General features: G+C 65.8%; 22 protein-coding genes and 1 tRNA gene. 13 read left to right on the top strand and 10 right to left on the bottom strand.

Going from position 1 to position 14,819, the window contains the following annotated elements; translation table 11 throughout:
- From ACERZO_RS07230 to ACERZO_RS07185, 10 genes are all read left to right on the top strand, one after another.
- Nucleotides 1-945, top strand: coding sequence for a hypothetical protein (locus tag ACERZO_RS07230; protein ID WP_372663533.1), 945 nt, complete (start codon nucleotides 1-3; stop codon nucleotides 943-945).
- Nucleotides 946-976: 31 nt separating this feature from the next.
- Nucleotides 977-1,273: a hypothetical protein gene (locus ACERZO_RS07225; protein ID WP_372663531.1), complete on the top strand. Its 297-nt coding sequence runs from the start codon at nucleotides 977-979 to the stop codon at nucleotides 1,271-1,273.
- Between the two features lie 3 nt (nucleotides 1,274-1,276).
- On the top strand, nucleotides 1,277-2,461 hold the full coding sequence (locus ACERZO_RS07220) for a hypothetical protein (protein WP_372663529.1): 1,185 nt from the start codon (nucleotides 1,277-1,279) through the stop codon (nucleotides 2,459-2,461).
- On the top strand, nucleotides 2,462-3,601 hold the full coding sequence (locus ACERZO_RS07215) for a hypothetical protein (RefSeq protein WP_372663527.1): 1,140 nt from the start codon (nucleotides 2,462-2,464) through the stop codon (nucleotides 3,599-3,601).
- Complete coding sequence (locus tag ACERZO_RS07210; RefSeq protein WP_372663525.1) at nucleotides 3,601-4,131, top strand: hypothetical protein; 531 nt, start codon at nucleotides 3,601-3,603, stop codon at nucleotides 4,129-4,131. Before ACERZO_RS07215 ends, ACERZO_RS07210 begins: the two co-directional genes overlap by 1 nt.
- The gene (locus ACERZO_RS07205) at nucleotides 4,128-4,511 is read left to right on the top strand and encodes a hypothetical protein (RefSeq protein ID WP_372663523.1); all 384 of its coding nucleotides are present in this window, start codon (nucleotides 4,128-4,130) and stop codon (nucleotides 4,509-4,511) included. Before ACERZO_RS07210 ends, ACERZO_RS07205 begins: the two co-directional genes overlap by 4 nt.
- A gap of 135 nt (nucleotides 4,512-4,646) precedes the next feature.
- Nucleotides 4,647-4,805 (top strand): hypothetical protein, encoded by a 159-nt coding sequence (locus ACERZO_RS07200; RefSeq protein WP_372663521.1) that lies wholly within the window; start codon nucleotides 4,647-4,649, stop codon nucleotides 4,803-4,805.
- The gene (locus tag ACERZO_RS07195) at nucleotides 4,798-5,217 is read left to right on the top strand and encodes a hypothetical protein (RefSeq protein WP_372663519.1); all 420 of its coding nucleotides are present in this window, start codon (nucleotides 4,798-4,800) and stop codon (nucleotides 5,215-5,217) included. Before ACERZO_RS07200 ends, ACERZO_RS07195 begins: the two co-directional genes overlap by 8 nt.
- A 3-nt stretch (nucleotides 5,218-5,220) precedes the next feature.
- Complete coding sequence (locus tag ACERZO_RS07190) at nucleotides 5,221-6,027, top strand: M15 family metallopeptidase (RefSeq protein WP_372663517.1); 807 nt, start codon at nucleotides 5,221-5,223, stop codon at nucleotides 6,025-6,027.
- Nucleotides 6,024-6,365: a hypothetical protein gene (locus tag ACERZO_RS07185; RefSeq protein ID WP_372663515.1), complete on the top strand. Its 342-nt coding sequence runs from the start codon at nucleotides 6,024-6,026 to the stop codon at nucleotides 6,363-6,365. Before ACERZO_RS07190 ends, ACERZO_RS07185 begins: the two co-directional genes overlap by 4 nt.
- A 440-nt stretch (nucleotides 6,366-6,805) precedes the next feature.
- Here ACERZO_RS07185 and ACERZO_RS07180 read toward each other — a convergent pair whose 3' ends face one another.
- The 10 genes from ACERZO_RS07180 to ACERZO_RS07135 all read right to left on the bottom strand — a co-directional run bounded on the left by ACERZO_RS07180 (nucleotide 6,806) and on the right by ACERZO_RS07135 (nucleotide 12,474).
- The gene (locus ACERZO_RS07180; RefSeq protein WP_372663513.1) at nucleotides 6,806-7,072 is read right to left on the bottom strand and encodes a hypothetical protein; all 267 of its coding nucleotides are present in this window, start codon (nucleotides 7,070-7,072) and stop codon (nucleotides 6,806-6,808) included.
- A gap of 129 nt (nucleotides 7,073-7,201) precedes the next feature.
- Nucleotides 7,202-7,450 carry a helix-turn-helix domain-containing protein gene (locus ACERZO_RS07175; RefSeq protein ID WP_372664586.1) on the bottom strand — a complete coding sequence of 83 codons (249 nt, stop codon included), beginning with the start codon at nucleotides 7,448-7,450 and terminating at the stop codon, nucleotides 7,202-7,204.
- Nucleotides 7,451-7,455: 5 nt separating this feature from the next.
- Nucleotides 7,456-8,319, bottom strand: coding sequence for a hypothetical protein (locus ACERZO_RS07170; RefSeq protein WP_372663511.1), 864 nt, complete (start codon nucleotides 8,317-8,319; stop codon nucleotides 7,456-7,458).
- Complete coding sequence (locus tag ACERZO_RS07165) at nucleotides 8,316-9,209, bottom strand: endonuclease/exonuclease/phosphatase family protein (protein WP_372663509.1); 894 nt, start codon at nucleotides 9,207-9,209, stop codon at nucleotides 8,316-8,318. Before ACERZO_RS07165 ends, ACERZO_RS07170 begins: the two co-directional genes overlap by 4 nt.
- A gap of 101 nt (nucleotides 9,210-9,310) precedes the next feature.
- A tRNA-Gly gene (locus tag ACERZO_RS07160) sits at nucleotides 9,311-9,385 on the bottom strand.
- A 178-nt stretch (nucleotides 9,386-9,563) separates the two neighbouring features.
- Nucleotides 9,564-10,562: an ABC transporter substrate-binding protein gene (locus ACERZO_RS07155; protein WP_372663507.1), complete on the bottom strand. Its 999-nt coding sequence runs from the start codon at nucleotides 10,560-10,562 to the stop codon at nucleotides 9,564-9,566.
- 101 nt (nucleotides 10,563-10,663) lie between these two features.
- Nucleotides 10,664-11,038, bottom strand: a complete 375-nt coding sequence (locus ACERZO_RS07150) for a hypothetical protein (protein ID WP_372663505.1) — start codon at nucleotides 11,036-11,038, stop codon at nucleotides 10,664-10,666.
- A 161-nt stretch (nucleotides 11,039-11,199) separates the two neighbouring features.
- Complete coding sequence (locus tag ACERZO_RS07145; protein ID WP_372663503.1) at nucleotides 11,200-11,556, bottom strand: hypothetical protein; 357 nt, start codon at nucleotides 11,554-11,556, stop codon at nucleotides 11,200-11,202.
- The gene (locus ACERZO_RS07140) at nucleotides 11,553-11,885 is read right to left on the bottom strand and encodes a hypothetical protein (RefSeq protein ID WP_372663501.1); all 333 of its coding nucleotides are present in this window, start codon (nucleotides 11,883-11,885) and stop codon (nucleotides 11,553-11,555) included. The genes ACERZO_RS07145 and ACERZO_RS07140 overlap by 4 nt, the downstream gene beginning before the upstream one ends.
- A gap of 196 nt (nucleotides 11,886-12,081) precedes the next feature.
- The gene (locus tag ACERZO_RS07135) at nucleotides 12,082-12,474 is read right to left on the bottom strand and encodes a hypothetical protein (protein ID WP_372663499.1); all 393 of its coding nucleotides are present in this window, start codon (nucleotides 12,472-12,474) and stop codon (nucleotides 12,082-12,084) included.
- Nucleotides 12,475-12,817: 343 nt separating this feature from the next.
- Here ACERZO_RS07135 and ACERZO_RS07130 point away from each other — a divergent pair, with 343 nt between their 5' ends.
- From ACERZO_RS07130 to ACERZO_RS07120, 3 genes are all read left to right on the top strand, one after another.
- Nucleotides 12,818-13,720 (top strand): DUF5753 domain-containing protein, encoded by a 903-nt coding sequence (locus ACERZO_RS07130; protein WP_372663497.1) that lies wholly within the window; start codon nucleotides 12,818-12,820, stop codon nucleotides 13,718-13,720.
- 35 nt (nucleotides 13,721-13,755) lie between these two features.
- Complete coding sequence (locus ACERZO_RS07125; RefSeq protein WP_372663495.1) at nucleotides 13,756-14,130, top strand: DUF397 domain-containing protein; 375 nt, start codon at nucleotides 13,756-13,758, stop codon at nucleotides 14,128-14,130.
- Between the two features lie 81 nt (nucleotides 14,131-14,211).
- Nucleotides 14,212-14,811, top strand: a complete 600-nt coding sequence (locus ACERZO_RS07120; RefSeq protein WP_372663493.1) for a hypothetical protein — start codon at nucleotides 14,212-14,214, stop codon at nucleotides 14,809-14,811.
- Nucleotides 14,812-14,819 lie beyond the last annotated feature (8 nt).

The following is a 14,819-nucleotide window of genomic DNA, read 5'->3' as shown; positions in this document are numbered from 1 at the left end:
ATGCTCGGCGGTCAAGTGTGGACGCTGGAGAACATCACCTTCCACCACTCCTACAACGTCCGCGACACCGCTGGCGTGCAATGGATTCTCACCAAGGAGGAAGGCTTCTGGGGCAGCCCGGCAACGAACGCAACGCTGTCCCCACGCCTGAACAAGCACGGGATGTTCCGCTCGCCCGGCTGGAAAAAGGAGCGCATCGTCACCCTCACCGGGCGGTGCTACCACTCCAACTACGAAGTCCTACGGCAGGCCGAGAGCTACGTTCTCGGCCTGCTGTCGGACCCGCGCACGCCCGGCAAACTCACGTGCTACAGCGAAATCGGCGTGCTGTGCCTGGACGTGTACCTCGACGACGCCATCCTCTGCACCCCGCTGGACATCGTCTCCGAACCGGGCATCGAGTTCTCTGTTCAGCTCGTCGCCCCTGACCCGCGCAAATACTCCCCGGAACTCCAGACCCAGACCGTGGGCCTGCCCCAGGACTCCGGAGATGGGCTGGACTTCAGTCAGGTCGTCGCGCCCGACAGCAACCCGGGCTTGTACTTCGGCCTGCCGACAGCGACATCAGGGCTGGCGTTCGGCACCTTCAACGGGTCCGGCTTCATGACGCTCACGAACCCCGGAACCGCTCCGGCCTCGCCGGTCTACACGCTCTACGGACCGCTGACCAACCCGGTGCTCACGACGAGCACTGGCTATTCCATGCGCTACAACGGAACGCTGACCGCAAGCGACTTCCTTGCGATCGACACGGCAGCGCCATCGGTGGTCCTCAACGGAGCCACGTCGCGGCGAGAGCTGTTGTACCCGGCCAACTTCGAGGCGTTCAACATCCCACCGGCCAACGGGTCGACTTCCGGGACGTTGACCGTCGGGCTCGCGCACTCGGGTGCCACAACGACGGGCGGGTACGCCACCGCGACGTACCGCGCCTATTGGTTCTAGTCCAAAACTCAACCAAGAAGGGAACTTCACCGTGGGTGTCTACTCCAACGAACCCGATCCGCCGTCCTACTACCAGGTCGTCGATACGCACGACTGCGTCCAGTACACCGACGTCGCTCAGGCGCAGTGGTTCATCGACCGCATCAACTACGCCTTCGGTGGCGGAACGGACGCGCGCCTCGACGGCCAGACGATCCGATGGTTCGGCTACTACCAGCTCAACTTTGGGGACTGGCTCTACAACGGCGTCAACCCGATGACCGACGAAGTCCTTCGCGCGAGCCAGTTCCGGCCGGTAACCGACAACTTTCCCACGGCAGGAGCGTAATTCATGGTCTCCCAGGGAGCGGTGGTCCAGAGCGCGTACGACCCCTGGGCCGTTCAGTCCCGCGTCGGACTGGCAGACGCACGGCTGGCTCTGGACAGCGTGCTCATGCCGCGACCCAACCTGTCCTACATCGACTACCGGTCGGGCGTCATGGCCTCCGGCGACATCGGCGCGACCGGCACCCCGACGCACATGGCCATGCGCGTCGCCCCAGTCGCCAACACGCTCAACGTCACCGTCGAGATGGGCAACTGCGTCATCAACTCGCCGGGCCAGGGCGCGTATATGTGCGCGCTCGACTCTCAGAAGACGCTCACGCTCGCGGCAGCCAGCTCGACGCAGAACCGCATCGATCTAATCGTCGCGCGCGTGTACGACGACCTCAACACCTCCATCGCCAGCCCGTCCGGGACGCGGAAGTTCACGGTCGAGGTGTGGCAGGGGGACTACTCCTCCGGGACCCCGACCGTCCCGACCCCGACGCCGGCCAACGGGTGGACCCCACTGGCCGCCGTGACGGTCAACAAGACCGCCAATTCCCTGACAGCGGCGAACATCCAAGACCTTCGCGGGCCGGGGCTCGTTGCTCGGGGTGGAATGCGCGCGCTCTACGCCGACGACGCGAAGACCACCAGCGCGGCCTTCACCGAAGCCGGGTCGTACCCCGGGGACCAGCGCTGGGTCCATGCCCCCGGGTTCCAGCACCAGGTCTACTACGGAGTCCAGCAGGGCTGGCGCGGTGTCATGAACTGCCTGCGCTACTACGCATCCGCACCGGCGGGCGGCTTCACGTTCGTCTCCGGATTCGGCGTCGCGCGCGAGATCTGCCGCGTCACCATCCCGTACCCAGGCGTGCCGTTCTTCGTGTACCCCACCGCGCGGGCGAAGATCACGCTCTCCGCGAAGAGTGCTGCGGACCTCCGGATCAACGTCGGCTCCCTCAACGGAAATGACATCAACTGGACGCGCTTCCACAGCTTCGGAGCCACGACGGACACCGACCATGTCCCGAACATCGCGCCATTCCACTATGGACCGTTCACGGCAACCACGGACATCGTGCTGTCCTGCGGGATGCGGATCTCGGACACCCAGTACAGCGGGTTCGGGTACAGCGGCAACGACATCGGCCACAACGCCATCAGCTGCCTCGTCTTCCCGACCACCGACCAGCCGCCGGCGGTGTAGATGGCCACGTGGCGCGTCCTGATCGCCGACACGGTCACCGGCATCATCCTCGCCGACGCGACGCCGCGCGACACCCCTTCGTTCTCGCGCAAGATCACCGACAAGGGCACGTGGACGGTCAACGTCATGCCCGAGGACTCGGCCAACGCCGCCGTGGACTTCCACACGTACGTCGCCGCCGGCCGCTACTCGTGGATCGTGCTGTGCGACGACTACGTGACGCAGGCCGGCCCGACCTTCACATACCAGTTCGATGAGAACACGCGGAACTTGGCGGTCTCCGGCACCGGCATTCAGGGCCTGTTCGACCGCCGGGTCCTGCGCAACCCGACCGGCACCGCGAGCAACATCGTCCACGTCAACAACGACCTCACGTTGAACAACTTCACGCTTCGCGGCATCGCGCGCGAGATCGTGAACGCGAACCTCACACAGACCGGCTACGGGCTGCCCATCGACGTCCCTTTTACCGAAGTGGGCACCAACACCCGGACCTACTTCGGCTACGACCTCGCCAACGTCTGGGATCGCCTCGACGAACTATCGAAGGTGGACAGCGGGCCGGAGATCGACTTCCGCCCCTACATCACGTCGGCAGGCAATCAGATCCGCTGGGAACTGATGGTCGGTAGTCCGAAGCTGGGCAACCTGAACTCCACGGGAGTGTGGGACTACGGCGGGGCGCTCGGCCAGATCGACGTGGACGTCAACGGCTCCGCCTCGCCGTGCACGAAGGCATGGGTCAAGGGCAGCGGCACGGAGCGGACCATGCTCGCCGGCTACGCCTCCAACGACGCCCTCATCACCGCCGGCTACCCACCCACGGACTACGTAGACAACGACCACACCTCAGTGGTCGTCAAGGCCACGTTGGACGCCTACGCGACGGCAGACCTCGCGAAGTTCAGCGCGCCCACGGAGACGTGGAAGTGCAGCGTTCGTGTGGACGGCCTGGCCAGCAACGGCGTGCTCGTGTCACCGAAGCTCTCCGGCTGGTCACTCGGCGACGCTCCGATCTTCGGTGTCAGCGGCCACCCATGGATCAAGGACGGCCAGTACCGCCGCCGGATTCTCGGCTTCAGCAGTGACACGGAAAGCACGGTGGCGCTCGAACTCCAGGAGACATTGGCGGTGAACTGATGACCCAGCCGCCAGGAACAGGATCGCTGCTCGACCAGCTCAACGACCTGCGCCGCCAGGTCGCCGAACTCAGCCGGCGCGGACCCGCCTTCCCAACCTGCCGAGTGGTCCTCAACGCCGCCATCGGCATCGGCGCTGGCGACAGCTTCGCGCCCGGAAGTTGGAACGTCCGCGAGGACCAATTCGGCTGGTTCACCTCCGCCGCGCCGAGCTACATCACGGTCGGCCTCGCGGGCTATTACATGCTGAGCTACCACAGCACAACCACCGGCCTCGCGTCCGGCGCCGTCGCCGCCAGCAAGGTCACCTTGAACGCCGCAAACGTGGCCAACGCGCTCGCCTCGGATCTCGTGATCTCCTCCGGCACGTCGGAAGGCTGTGTGCAGACAGCGTTCCGCGCGCGGGTCTTCATGAACGCCGGGGACAAGCTGTACTGGTCGAACTACTGCTCGGCGGCCGGTGGAACGCTCCAGGCGACCAGTTTCGCGATCCCCACCGAGATGACGGTTCAGTTCATCTCCTCGCGATGACCGTGCTCGCCGCCGAAGGCGGCACCCTCACCGACGTCACGACGTGGATCAACTTCGGCGTCCTGGGCCTGGTTTTCCTCGGAGTCATGACCGGTTGGATCTGGGCGAAGCCCTCCGTGGACAAGCTCGTCGAAGAACGTGACAGAGCCATCAAGGAACGCGAGAAGTCCGACGCGCAACGCGACGCGATGGCGCAAGTCCTTCAAGAACGACTCCTACCGGTCGTCGGCGACTTCATTAACACCACACGAGCGCTAATGCCTGTGTTGCAACAGATCCAGGCGCTCCAACAGATGATCCCGATCCTTCAGGAGCTGATCCGAGTCAGCGAGGTTTCCAGTGACCCCAAGGAACCGCGACGCCGCAAGCGGACCTCGTGAGTACCAGGCCGAGGAAGTGGAGGCCCTCACGTCGAAGGCGGCCGAACTGCTCGACGAACTACACCAGGTCATGGAGGAAATGGCTGACCGCCTCCGCGTCCTAGGAGTTGAACCCCAATGAGGTGGAGGAAGCGCGTGGCCAAGGAAGACGTCGCGCCAAGCCGTCCCGCCTCCTACGACGCCGAAGTAGCCCGGCTGACCGCGCGGGCGGACCTGATCGTCGAGGAACTGGACGTGGTCGTGCAGCAGCTAAGTCAGATGCTCAAGAGTGCCTACGGGATCAAGGATGACTGACCCACAGAATCGCGCCATCGCCGCCGCCATCAGCCTCCAAGAGTCCGTTGTGGATCTCAGGCAAGAGATCGGCGGCCTCCGCACCTACGGCCGTCGCAACCGCCACCTCATCATCGGACTCGCCATCTCGCTCGCCCTCGACGTGCTCCTGACCATCGGCGTGATCATCGCCGCTGTCACGGCAAACAACGCCGGCGCGCTGGCGGATGCGAACCGACAAAACCAGATCGACACGTGCACCGCCAGCAACCAGACCCGGCAGGCCAGTCGAAACCTCTGGAACTACGTCCTGGACACGGTCGAGAAGACCCCGCAAAACCAGACGCCAGAACGACAGCAGCAGATCGCCGAGTTCCGCACGTACATGCAGTCCGCCTACGCGGACCGCGACTGCTCGAAGATCGGGAAGTGATCCATGGCAGTCTCACAAAACGGCTACACAGCCAACAACATCAACCTCACCAGCAGCCGCCAGATCCCCGGAACTTCCCGAAAGGTGCGCGTCCGCAACGGTCCCGCCGGCGACCTGCTCCTGTGGGTCGCCAGCCAGTTCGATGCCCGCGTCGAGGACATCGACCCCGGCCAGCTCGATGACTGGGGATACGCGGAGCGAGCCATCCGGGGTGGCACCCAGACGAGCAACCATGCCAGCGGCACGGCCATCGACCTGAACGCCACGCGGCACCCGCTCGGAACCGCCGCGCTGGCGACGTTCAGCGTCGCGCAGGTCGCCACGATCCGCGCCATCGTCAACGCCACCAAGGGATGCGTGCGCTGGGGCGGCGACTACACCGGCCGCACCGACCCCATGCACTTCGAGATCGTCGCGTCGGAAGCCAAGTGCGCTGCGGTCCTCGCAACCCTGACCACCTCGTCGCCCACCCCGTCGTCTTCGCCACAGGAGGAAGAAATGGCCGGCCACTTCATCGATCACGAGTACCCGGCGAGCAACGACCGGCAGTTCCATCACCGCGCCATCCAGACCTCGGTGGACAGCGCCGTCATCATGGGTGGGACCTGGTTCGAGCTGTCGGCCGGCTATCACGACATCACCGACCTCAACCTCTACTTCAACAAGTTCCAGGCTCCCATCCACATGGACAAGATCACCAAGGACCAGCCCTACCAGTGGAAGGTCCCCGAGGGGTGCGACAGCATTTCCTTCGACTACCTGTGCCAGGGCCCGTCTTCGTCGCTGATGATCTACGGGAGCAAGAAGTGACGTACGCGAAGGCCGCCGCCGCCGTCCTGGCAGCCGCGGCCTCCGCCGTGCTCGCCGCGCTCACCGGCGACCAGACCATCAGCGTCCTAGAGTGGGTGAACATCCTGATCGCCGTGGCCACGGCCGCCAGCGTGTTCACCGCGCCGAACGTCCCCGGCGCGCGCGTGACGAAGTTCGTCCTGGCCGTGATCATGACCGGCCTGACCGCCGTGGTGAACCTCGTCGGCGCGGAAGGCACCTCGGACACGAACTGGTGGCAGCTCCTCACGGCGTTCGCGGGGGCCATCCTGGTGTACGCGGTCCGGAACACAGCAGAAAACCCGCCAGCGGCCGCCTGAGCGGCGCTGGCGGGCCCTCTCCGGGCGCGGGCTGCCCTATCCGCCTTGCGTCGTGACCCAGTCGTCGCCTAGGTCGCCGATGATCTCGCCATCCTTCTTCGGCCCGATCGTCATCTCGATCACCTCCTTCACCGTCTCCCAGTGGCGTGTGAGGCGTGTGCACCGGCAGTCCAAAGGGCTGGTCGGCATACCGAGTGCCCAGGAGTGCACGGGGTAGCCGCATACACCGCAGGGAAGTCCATAGGCGAGCCAGCGCTTCACTTGCTGGCTGCTCCTCCTGAGCACGGGGTCAATCCCGCTGAGCGTCACCCTGGCCCAACCCTCCGCCGCCTACCTATTGAGACGGACCGGCGCATCCCTTCCGCCGGTCCACCAAGAGGCCCCCGCCGCTCCCCGGTGTCGTCGTCACCCGGGTTGAGCGGCGGGGGCCTTTTCCGCGTTTACGGGTAGCTCGCCGACGCGGCTCGGATCGCCGCTGCCGTCTGCTTGCAACCTCTGGCAACGGTCATGATCGCCTCGTTCGTTTCCAGGACCCAACCCGCCGCCTCGCTGACTTCCTTCACGTTGCTGGCAGTTGGAGTGATCCTCGACCAGAGGAGTTGCCCGCCCTCCGCCTGGCTGTGGAGGGTCTCCAGGTTGCCGGCGAGCGTGTCATAGACGGCAGCCGAAGCTTCGAGGTTTGCCTTCATATCGGCCCACGCGCTCATCCTCTTACGCGACTCCGTTTCGGACCTCGCGCACGAGGGATGCGACAAGCCACGCCAGGCCGCAGACGAGCGCGGCGAGGCCCACGAAGAACCAAACGTGACCGCACAGCCGCAGTCGTTCACCTGCCATCAGCGCACCACCTCTTCCCGGGACGAAGCGGCGCCCGTCTGCTCGCTGGCGGCGTCTCCAGCCTGCTCGCGCGGGGTCGGGTAGTTCGCTCGGCTCGTTACGCCTTGTTCCCGTAGCAGCCGATGAATCGTTCTGTGGCTGACCCGGTACCTGTCCACGATCTGCCGGTATGTCAACCCTTTCTGGGCGTACAGTCTGGCGATCAGGGGGCCAGGGTTGGGAGGCAATGGCTTCCGCGTAGCCGACATTCCGTTCACAGCTCCGTCTCGTCGATGTCGACGAGGACAGGGCAGTGGTCCGAGCACTGGCCGACTTCGGCGGGGCTTAGTGTCCGGAGCGCCACGAGGGCATCGTCAGGAAAGTCATGCGTGGCGTAGATGCGATCGATCCGGCGCGGCGGCTGCCGATCCGTGCGGTGGTGCCCGGTGGTCTGTGCCCATCGCGTACCGGTGAAGATCTGGCAGTCCTTGAAGCGGAAGTTCTGCTCAAGGCGGTAGGCGGCGTCTCGGTCGACACGGCCGTTGTTGTCGTAGTGGTAGGCAATGGCGGGATTCCACTCCACCCCAAGGTAGGGGTGCGGGTCGTGCTTGACGTCGGAACCGATGCCCTGCCAGTCACCGCCCACGAGACCCGGAATGCCGTCCTCCCGATGGAGGGCACGATGGATCAGCCCGGCGTCGAGGTAGCCGGCCGACATGCCCGGGTCGGTCGGACTGAGGTGCGCTGAGGCGACGCGGAGTTTCTTGCCGCCCACGTCGAGAACGATGGTCACCATGCCGTGGGAGTTGCGGTAGATGTGGCTGTCGTAGCGCATGAGGCTGCCCGGAATCGCGTGGAGGTCGTTGTGCCACAACAGTCCGGTGTGGTGTCGCGTGAGGCTTGTCCCGACTGCCTCGACGGTATCCAGGCAGTTCATGTTCAGGTCGTCGGCGAGCTTGCGCAGCACGCGGGCGGCGGCGCGTCGCCGCTCCGCCGGCTCGTCGAGATCCACGCCGCGAGGGGAGGAGACGAGTTCCTGCACCATCAGGACGTGCGCGTTCTGCCTGGCCAGCAGGGCAGTCAGCTCGTCGTTGTTGCCGTCGTAGTTCCAGAGGTTGGCCGACCCGAGCGTGATCACGCGGCACCTCCAGCCGGGGCGACGTCGAAGTGTGCCTCCACCATCATGTGGTCGGACACCCGGGCGCCGCGCTCGTGCGCATGGACTTTGTAGCTTCCCGGGACGAGGGTGATGGGTGCAGTGTTGCTGTAGACGATGCGGTCGATCCGCAGGCCCGACCCGCCGTCGATCGCCGGGTAGACGGTGGTTGTGAAGTCGTCCGCCTGCGCCCCCGCGTCCTTCCAGCCGTGTGCGAAGAATCCGTCCAGCGCCTTCGTGTAGACGCGCCAGACGCCGTCCTCGCCCAGGTAACCTTTCTGCCACTTCTTGTGCGGGTTCCCCTGGTCGTCGCATAGCTTGCCCCAGTCGTCGGGGATGTGCTCTCGGGGGTCTGAGGTGGTGGTGTTGAAGTCTCCGGCCAGGATCGCCCGGTACGGCGCCAACTGGGCGTCCAACGCGGCCTGCTCGTCGAAGCCGGTCGGCCCCTTCGACCCGCTCCAGTGCACGCACTTGAACAGGAGGTCGTGGCCGTTGACGCTCGCGACGAGCGAGTTGGAGAGCACCGTGCGCCAGTCGTGCGGGTACCACGAGACCGGCCGGACATAGCGCCGATCGACGAACAGGCCCGGCGCGTTGACCGAGCCCGCCACCTTGGAGAGAAACGGCGTGTACTGAGCGGTCGAGAACTGGCGGCCATCCGCGTCCTCGGTGGTGCCCCACAGGGAGTCCAGGACGTCCATTGCCTCGAAGAGCGGCGCTGACAGATACTCGCGCGTGTCGTAGAACGAGCACTCGGAGAGGCACAGCACGTGCGGTGCTTCCTCCAAAGTGGACAGCATCTGGGCGAGCAGATCGTGACTGTGTCGTCGGGTCTTGTAGTCGTAGCCCGCCCTCTTCAGGTTGGCGGTCACAACACGAAGCCTGAACGGCGTATTTGGCCGTCGCATGTCCTCCCCTTCGATTTATTTCCGTACATTAGCCCTAAATGCGAGTGGACCTTGATAAATGTTCGCTGCCCCGCCGGGACTCGAACCCAGACTGACAGGCGTCGGGGACCTGCCGTGCGATCCAATTACACTACGGGGCATCGCTCCGGGCTTGCACGCTCCCCGGAGTTTTCGCTATATGACTATGTTTCCTCTTCGCTCGCTCCAGGTTGATATGCCGAGCGCTAGACGCAGGGACATTGCCTCATGGGGAGAAAGACCCCGGCCTGATGTCATATAGCTACAAATTCGAGTCGCGAAGCGACGACGGTTCCACCGCTAGGGGGAGACCTGCTTCACGATCAGGCCATCGACGTTGAGGTCGCCGGTGATGACGCCGAGCTGGCTCATGAGGTCGACCACGCGCCTGATGCGTCGCGCGTCGAGGGTCGACCTGAAGCCCGGCGGGGTCATGAGCTTCACGTCCTGGTCCTCTGCCTTGGCGTTCTTGATCACCAATGGCTCCCAGTTCGAGCGGGCGGCGTTGGCGTCGCGCGTGGCCTTCAGCATGGCGCGCTGGAACGCGGCCATGGTGTTGGGGTACTTCTCGGTCCACTCCCGCTTCGCGTCGTAGCCGAGGATCGGGAAGTCCTGGGTGCTCGAACTGGGGCCGGCCACGTCGATGAATGGCGTAGCGCCGACCGTCCGAGCCGCCGCGCTGGCGAACGGCTCCGGCTGGTAGGCGGCATCGACCTGGTTGTCCTTCAGCGCTTGCGCCATGTTGGGCAGTGGTAGGTAGACCCATTTGACGGTGCTGGGGTCGAGCCCGTGATCCTTCATCACGGATCGGGTCAGCAGTTCGGACGTCGAGTTCTTCGAGGTGATGGCGATCCGCTTGCCCGGCAGATCGTTGACCGACTTCACCGGCGAGGTCGGGACGGTGACCAACACGTTGCTCTTGGGGGTCGCCGCCGTGCCATCGGCCACGAGCCGGATGTCCTCCCCTTTCTTCGCGGCAACGAAGAACGTCGGGTACGTCAGCTCCGCCAGATCAGCCTCTCCGGACACCAGCTTTTGCAGGGAGGCGGCCGGGTTCTCGGCGAGGGTGGTCTGCACTTCGAGGCCCTCGCGCTTGAAGTACTCGCCCTCTTGCGCCAGCCAGTACGGCGCGGCATCCACGGATGGCTGGATAGCGACCTTCAAGGAGGTCTTCTCCAGCCCGCCCGCGCCGGGCTTGGCCGGCTCGTCGCTGGAGCCCCCGAGGGCGGAGCATCCACTGAGGCCGAGTGCGGCCAGGGAAGCTATGCAGCACAACATTTTCCAACGTCTGACAGACATGCCTCTACCTTCTTGATTCGGTGGGGGACGGGATGTTGCGCGCGAGCCTCGGACGATGTCGCTCGCCCGAGGCTCGCGCCTATGGCGCTCGTCCGCGTGACTTAGAGCGCCAGCCTGGGGACTCGCCGCGCGGTTACGAGCCGAGGGACGTGCTGGGCGTTGAGCAACAGCGCCTGCCTCGACGGCGGCCGGTCATCGTGGTCTCGGTAGTTCTCGAACTCCGCAAGAGCCAGGCCGATTTCTGGTTCGGGCGGCGGGCTCATCGCGTTGATGGCGAGGGTCATGCGGTACGGCTTGATGTGCTTGATGCCGATGCGGAAGCCCAGCAGCAGGGCGAAGTTCGTCATCATGTTCGCCCAGTCCTGCGGCGAGAAGTCGTCACCCAGCCACTCCCATGGGCACAGGGCGGCCCGGCCGGCGAGGAGGGCTTGCGCGCATTCGACCGCGTCTGTCTCTCGGTAGATGGGAGTGGGCATGGGTTCCGTCCTGTCGTGTGGCTGCGGCCCGGCCCCGCCCCGAGGGAGGAGGGGCGGAGCCGGGGATTGGGGCCTGTCCCGGCCCGGGGGCCTGGGGTGTGCCGGACCGGGACAGGCATGGAGGTGCCGGCGAGCGCGGAGGGGGTTTGGAGGACGCGCGCTCAGCCGCACCGAGGCGGGGGAGGTTCCGGCTCCTCCGGCACCTCCGGCGGCTCCGCCAGGCCGACCGTGATCGCCGGGTAGCCCGGGATTCCCGACCTGGCGTAGAGCACGTCCAGGGGGCCACTCGCGCTCTCCTCCAAGCCGCTGATGGTGAACGCGACGGCCCTGGCGACGTCCGACGCGTCGGCATGGGCTCCGTTCGCGCCAAGGAAGTGGCGAAACAGGTCCACGGCCATCTGGCCGCCGAACGTGATGGAGATGCCGTTCCTGTCGAGGTCCGGGCTTGCGGCTGGCTCGTTGCTCGAAACGAGCCTCAGGCGGCGATCAGGGCGGGTCCGGCGAGGCAGTCGGGTCATCTCTTCGCCGTCCGCTCAGTGCGCCACTCGACCGCCCGGGTGAGGACGTCGTCGAACGTGCCCGTGAACGACTCCTGGGCCGTGGCGAAGGCGGGTACGCCCGCAGCCCAGAAGCCTTCCCCGCATCGGTAGATCCCGACGAACGAAGGCTCGTCCGCCCGGAGGGCAACGTTGATCTCGGGGCCCTCGGCGGGAGCCCAGAGGCCCCACACCGACCTGCTGATCTCGGTCGGCTCCTGCGTGACGAGCCACGTGAACTGGATGGCGAGGCCCACCAGGCGCGCCTTCTGCTCCGACGTGAGCCACTTCGGCCAGGGCTCGGGGTTCATGCTGCGTTCCTGTCGATCGGGTGGAGAAGGTCGAGGAAGGCGCGGATGACGCGCGTGTGTGGGATGTCTGCGGAGACGCGCTCGCCTTCGGGGGGCGACACGACGGGGTGCGTGCGGCACCCGCAGAGGACTGGCGGCCTACCGGCCCGCTGACGGCATAGCGGCCCGTGCTCGCGAGGGCCGAAGACGAACGTGCTCATCGCTCGCCACCTCTGCCCACGGCGGCGCGCTGCTCGATATAGGGACGAGACCTGACGGCGGGACGCTGATGCGGAACCTCCGCGCCGGGGGCCGGCCTGACCCCCGGGAGGGGCTGCGTGTACTCCGCCGCTAGGGCGTATGCCTCTCGCTCGCGCCGTGCGGCGTCTCGTTGCGAGAGGCGCACGGTCTCGGCGCGATTCGCCGCGTCGATTTGCCGAAGGATCTCCCGGCGCTGAAGCTCGGCGACGGTGACGTGCCCGTTGCGGGTCGCCGTCTCGGCCGCGCGCGCAAGCCGCCGCTTGTCGTGGCGCTTGAGCGCCCATAGCCCGCCGCCCGCCGCAGCGGGGACGCCGATCGCGAGCAAGACCACCCAGACGGTGGTCCACATCGCCTGTGTCCACATTCCGATCAACCCCTCAGCACGTCGCCCCGCAGGGTCGCCGTGGATCTCTGTGTGGCGCACGCAGGGGGCAAAGTGCCTGGTCAAAGCAGTAGGCGGCTTGCCTTCCGCCTTGGCCATACTCGAACCCTGCATACGCTAGCCTTGTTACCTTCTACCTGCCATACCGCTAACTGAGTGATAGCCAGTCTGATGGCTGGAAGCTTGATAATCAAGCAAGTGGCGGCCGTCCATTCGAGTGGGATCGGGCGATACCCTCTGGCATGAAGGGAGGCATCGACCGATCCGAAGGGCCGCCGCCCGCTACTTCCGTCGACGGAGAGGTCCGCGCATGGCCGCCACGGTGAAGACCGGTAAGAAGCTCCTCCTGGGCCGCGAGATCGAACACATGATCAAGACGGCGGGCTCGACCCAGGCAGAGGCCGCCAGGATCATCGAGTCCAGTCAGCCGCGTATCGCGAGCCTGATCAGCGGCGGCAGCAGCATCTCGCCGGGTGACCTGGAGATGCTCGCCAAGGGGCTCGGGTTCACCGACCCGGGTTATCTGGAGACCCTGCGCGACTTGCGCCGCGAGAACCACAAGCGAGGGCACTGGACGACCGGTCACAACCGCGCCTACTCCGAAGAGATCCGGCTCCGCATCAGCCTCGACGAGATGGCCGACGAGATCCGTGGCGTCGAGGTGGAGGCGATCCCCGGCCTGCTCCAGACCGAGCGGTACATGAGGTCCCAGCACGAGGACGAGCCGAACAACGCAGGGGTCACGCTCGACGATCGGATCTTGGCGCGCCTGGCCCGGCAGAAGATCATGGACAAGCCCAACCCTCCGCTCATCCACTACGTGATGTCGGAATCGTGCGTGCGCCGTACGTGGGGCGAGCCCGACGACGACGAGATCATGTACGAACAGATCATGTGGATGGTCGAACTGTCCGAGCGGCCGAACGTGCGAATTCAGGTGATGCCGTTCCGTCCGCCGAAGTCGCGCAGCAAGGAGCGGCAGGGCAAGAAGGGCATATCTGCCCCGTTCACGCTCCTGCGGGTTCCGACGACCGGCATGGCGGGGTCGCTGATGATGGCCTACGTCGAAGGCGAATCAGAGATCCGGTACCTGTTCGAACCGAAGCCGATCCGAGTGCATGAAGAGGCATGGGGCCGCCTGACCAACGCCGCCCTCAAGTTTGGGGAAACACGAGATTTCCTCAAAGACGTCGCCCGAGATTTCTCGGGTTGACGGGAAGTTCCACCCCACTAGGAGAAGAAAACGCAATGACAGCAGCCATCCGCCCGTCCTTCCGTGAGCAGGACTTCCGCAAAGCCTTCGCCAGCCAGCCGGACAAGGACTGCGTGCGCGTGGCCCGAAAGGGCTCGTATGTCGAGCTGCGCGACGACAAGACCGAGTTCGGCAGTCCCGAAGACATCCGGCTCGTCTTCACCGACGCGGAGTTCGACGAAGCCCTTGCCGCGCTGCGCACCACCGGCGCGGCTCACGGCACCTGCCTGGAGATCACCACCGAGGGCACCACGACCTACTTCCGGCGTGCCGGAGAGCCGGCCGCGCTCGCCTTCACGGCGACCGAGGTGGAGAAGTTCATGACCGGCGTCAAGGCTCGCGAGTTCGACGCCGCAGCGTTCGCCGCCTGACCCGTTCCAAGATCAAGGGAGGTCCCGACGCAGACACCGCGCCGGGGCCTCCCTTGTTCGCTACACGTTATCGGAGATCACATGAGCGAGCCGGAGCTGTACTTCGACCCGGACGGCAAGCCGATCACGGCTCAGCAGTGGGCCAACCTGCGGGACGAGCTGGGCAAGAAGATGATCGTCGAGCGACACTCGCTCACCGACCGCTCAGATCCGACATGGACGATCTTCGTGACCACCGGCTGGTGGGGCATGGCGCCGGTCCCCGGCGAAGTCCCACCTCGGATCTACAGGACCGACACGAACCGGGTTAGCCACGACGCCCCTACCTTGGCCGACATGGCTCCCGTGAGCTACGCCTGGGCCACGAGTGGCGAAGCGAAGGCGGGGCACTCCGCGTTGATGGAGCAGCTCAAGGGGCAGTTCTCAGAGCCCGTTGCGACGCTTTGGGGGCCACCCGGGGTCTACGACGGGATCGCCTGCCCCGGGTGCGGCGAGGAGGCACTCCGGTCGATCGCTCGACCGAGGAAAAGCCTGGTTGCGAAGAACCCGGCTGGGGCGTACCTACCCGTCCAGCGCACCGAAGACGGTGAGGACGCCGTCGAAGCGTGGATGAACTGGCCATACGCCCTGTGCAGCGCGTGTGGACGGGAGATAGAGGGCAAGCAGCGGCCAGTCCAGTAGTTGCCCTC

It is taken from the genome of Amycolatopsis kentuckyensis, from assembly GCF_041679295.1.
Taxonomy (GTDB): Bacteria; Actinomycetota; Actinomycetes; order Mycobacteriales; family Pseudonocardiaceae; genus Amycolatopsis; species Amycolatopsis kentuckyensis_A.
The sequence above is the reverse complement of the archived record's forward strand: the minus strand, read 5'-3'. Positions and strand labels throughout refer to the sequence as shown.

What these genes read in the sequence shown, in the direction of transcription:
- ACERZO_RS07230 (WP_372663533.1), top strand. Translation starts at nt 1, where the DNA reads ATGCTCGGCGGTCAAGTGTGGACGCTGGAGAACATCACCTTCCACCAC.
- ACERZO_RS07220 (WP_372663529.1), top strand. Translation starts at nt 1,277, where the DNA reads ATGGTCTCCCAGGGAGCGGTGGTCCAGAGCGCGTACGACCCCTGGGCC.
- ACERZO_RS07215 (WP_372663527.1), top strand. Translation starts at nt 2,462, where the DNA reads ATGGCCACGTGGCGCGTCCTGATCGCCGACACGGTCACCGGCATCATC.
- ACERZO_RS07210 (WP_372663525.1), top strand. Translation starts at nt 3,601, where the DNA reads ATGACCCAGCCGCCAGGAACAGGATCGCTGCTCGACCAGCTCAACGAC.
- ACERZO_RS07205 (WP_372663523.1), top strand. Translation starts at nt 4,128, where the DNA reads ATGACCGTGCTCGCCGCCGAAGGCGGCACCCTCACCGACGTCACGACG.
- ACERZO_RS07195 (WP_372663519.1), top strand. Translation starts at nt 4,798, where the DNA reads ATGACTGACCCACAGAATCGCGCCATCGCCGCCGCCATCAGCCTCCAA.
- ACERZO_RS07190 (WP_372663517.1), top strand. Translation starts at nt 5,221, where the DNA reads ATGGCAGTCTCACAAAACGGCTACACAGCCAACAACATCAACCTCACC.
- ACERZO_RS07180 (WP_372663513.1), bottom strand. Translation starts at nt 7,072, where the DNA reads ATGAGCGCGTGGGCCGATATGAAGGCAAACCTCGAAGCTTCGGCTGCC.
- ACERZO_RS07175 (WP_372664586.1), bottom strand. Translation starts at nt 7,450, where the DNA reads ATGTCGGCTACGCGGAAGCCATTGCCTCCCAACCCTGGCCCCCTGATC.
- ACERZO_RS07155 (WP_372663507.1), bottom strand. Translation starts at nt 10,562, where the DNA reads ATGTCTGTCAGACGTTGGAAAATGTTGTGCTGCATAGCTTCCCTGGCC.
- ACERZO_RS07150 (WP_372663505.1), bottom strand. Translation starts at nt 11,038, where the DNA reads ATGCCCACTCCCATCTACCGAGAGACAGACGCGGTCGAATGCGCGCAA.
- ACERZO_RS07145 (WP_372663503.1), bottom strand. Translation starts at nt 11,556, where the DNA reads ATGACCCGACTGCCTCGCCGGACCCGCCCTGATCGCCGCCTGAGGCTC.
- ACERZO_RS07140 (WP_372663501.1), bottom strand. Translation starts at nt 11,885, where the DNA reads ATGAACCCCGAGCCCTGGCCGAAGTGGCTCACGTCGGAGCAGAAGGCG.
- ACERZO_RS07135 (WP_372663499.1), bottom strand. Translation starts at nt 12,474, where the DNA reads ATGTGGACCACCGTCTGGGTGGTCTTGCTCGCGATCGGCGTCCCCGCT.
- ACERZO_RS07130 (WP_372663497.1), top strand. Translation starts at nt 12,818, where the DNA reads ATGGCCGCCACGGTGAAGACCGGTAAGAAGCTCCTCCTGGGCCGCGAG.
- ACERZO_RS07125 (WP_372663495.1), top strand. Translation starts at nt 13,756, where the DNA reads ATGACAGCAGCCATCCGCCCGTCCTTCCGTGAGCAGGACTTCCGCAAA.
- ACERZO_RS07120 (WP_372663493.1), top strand. Translation starts at nt 14,212, where the DNA reads ATGAGCGAGCCGGAGCTGTACTTCGACCCGGACGGCAAGCCGATCACG.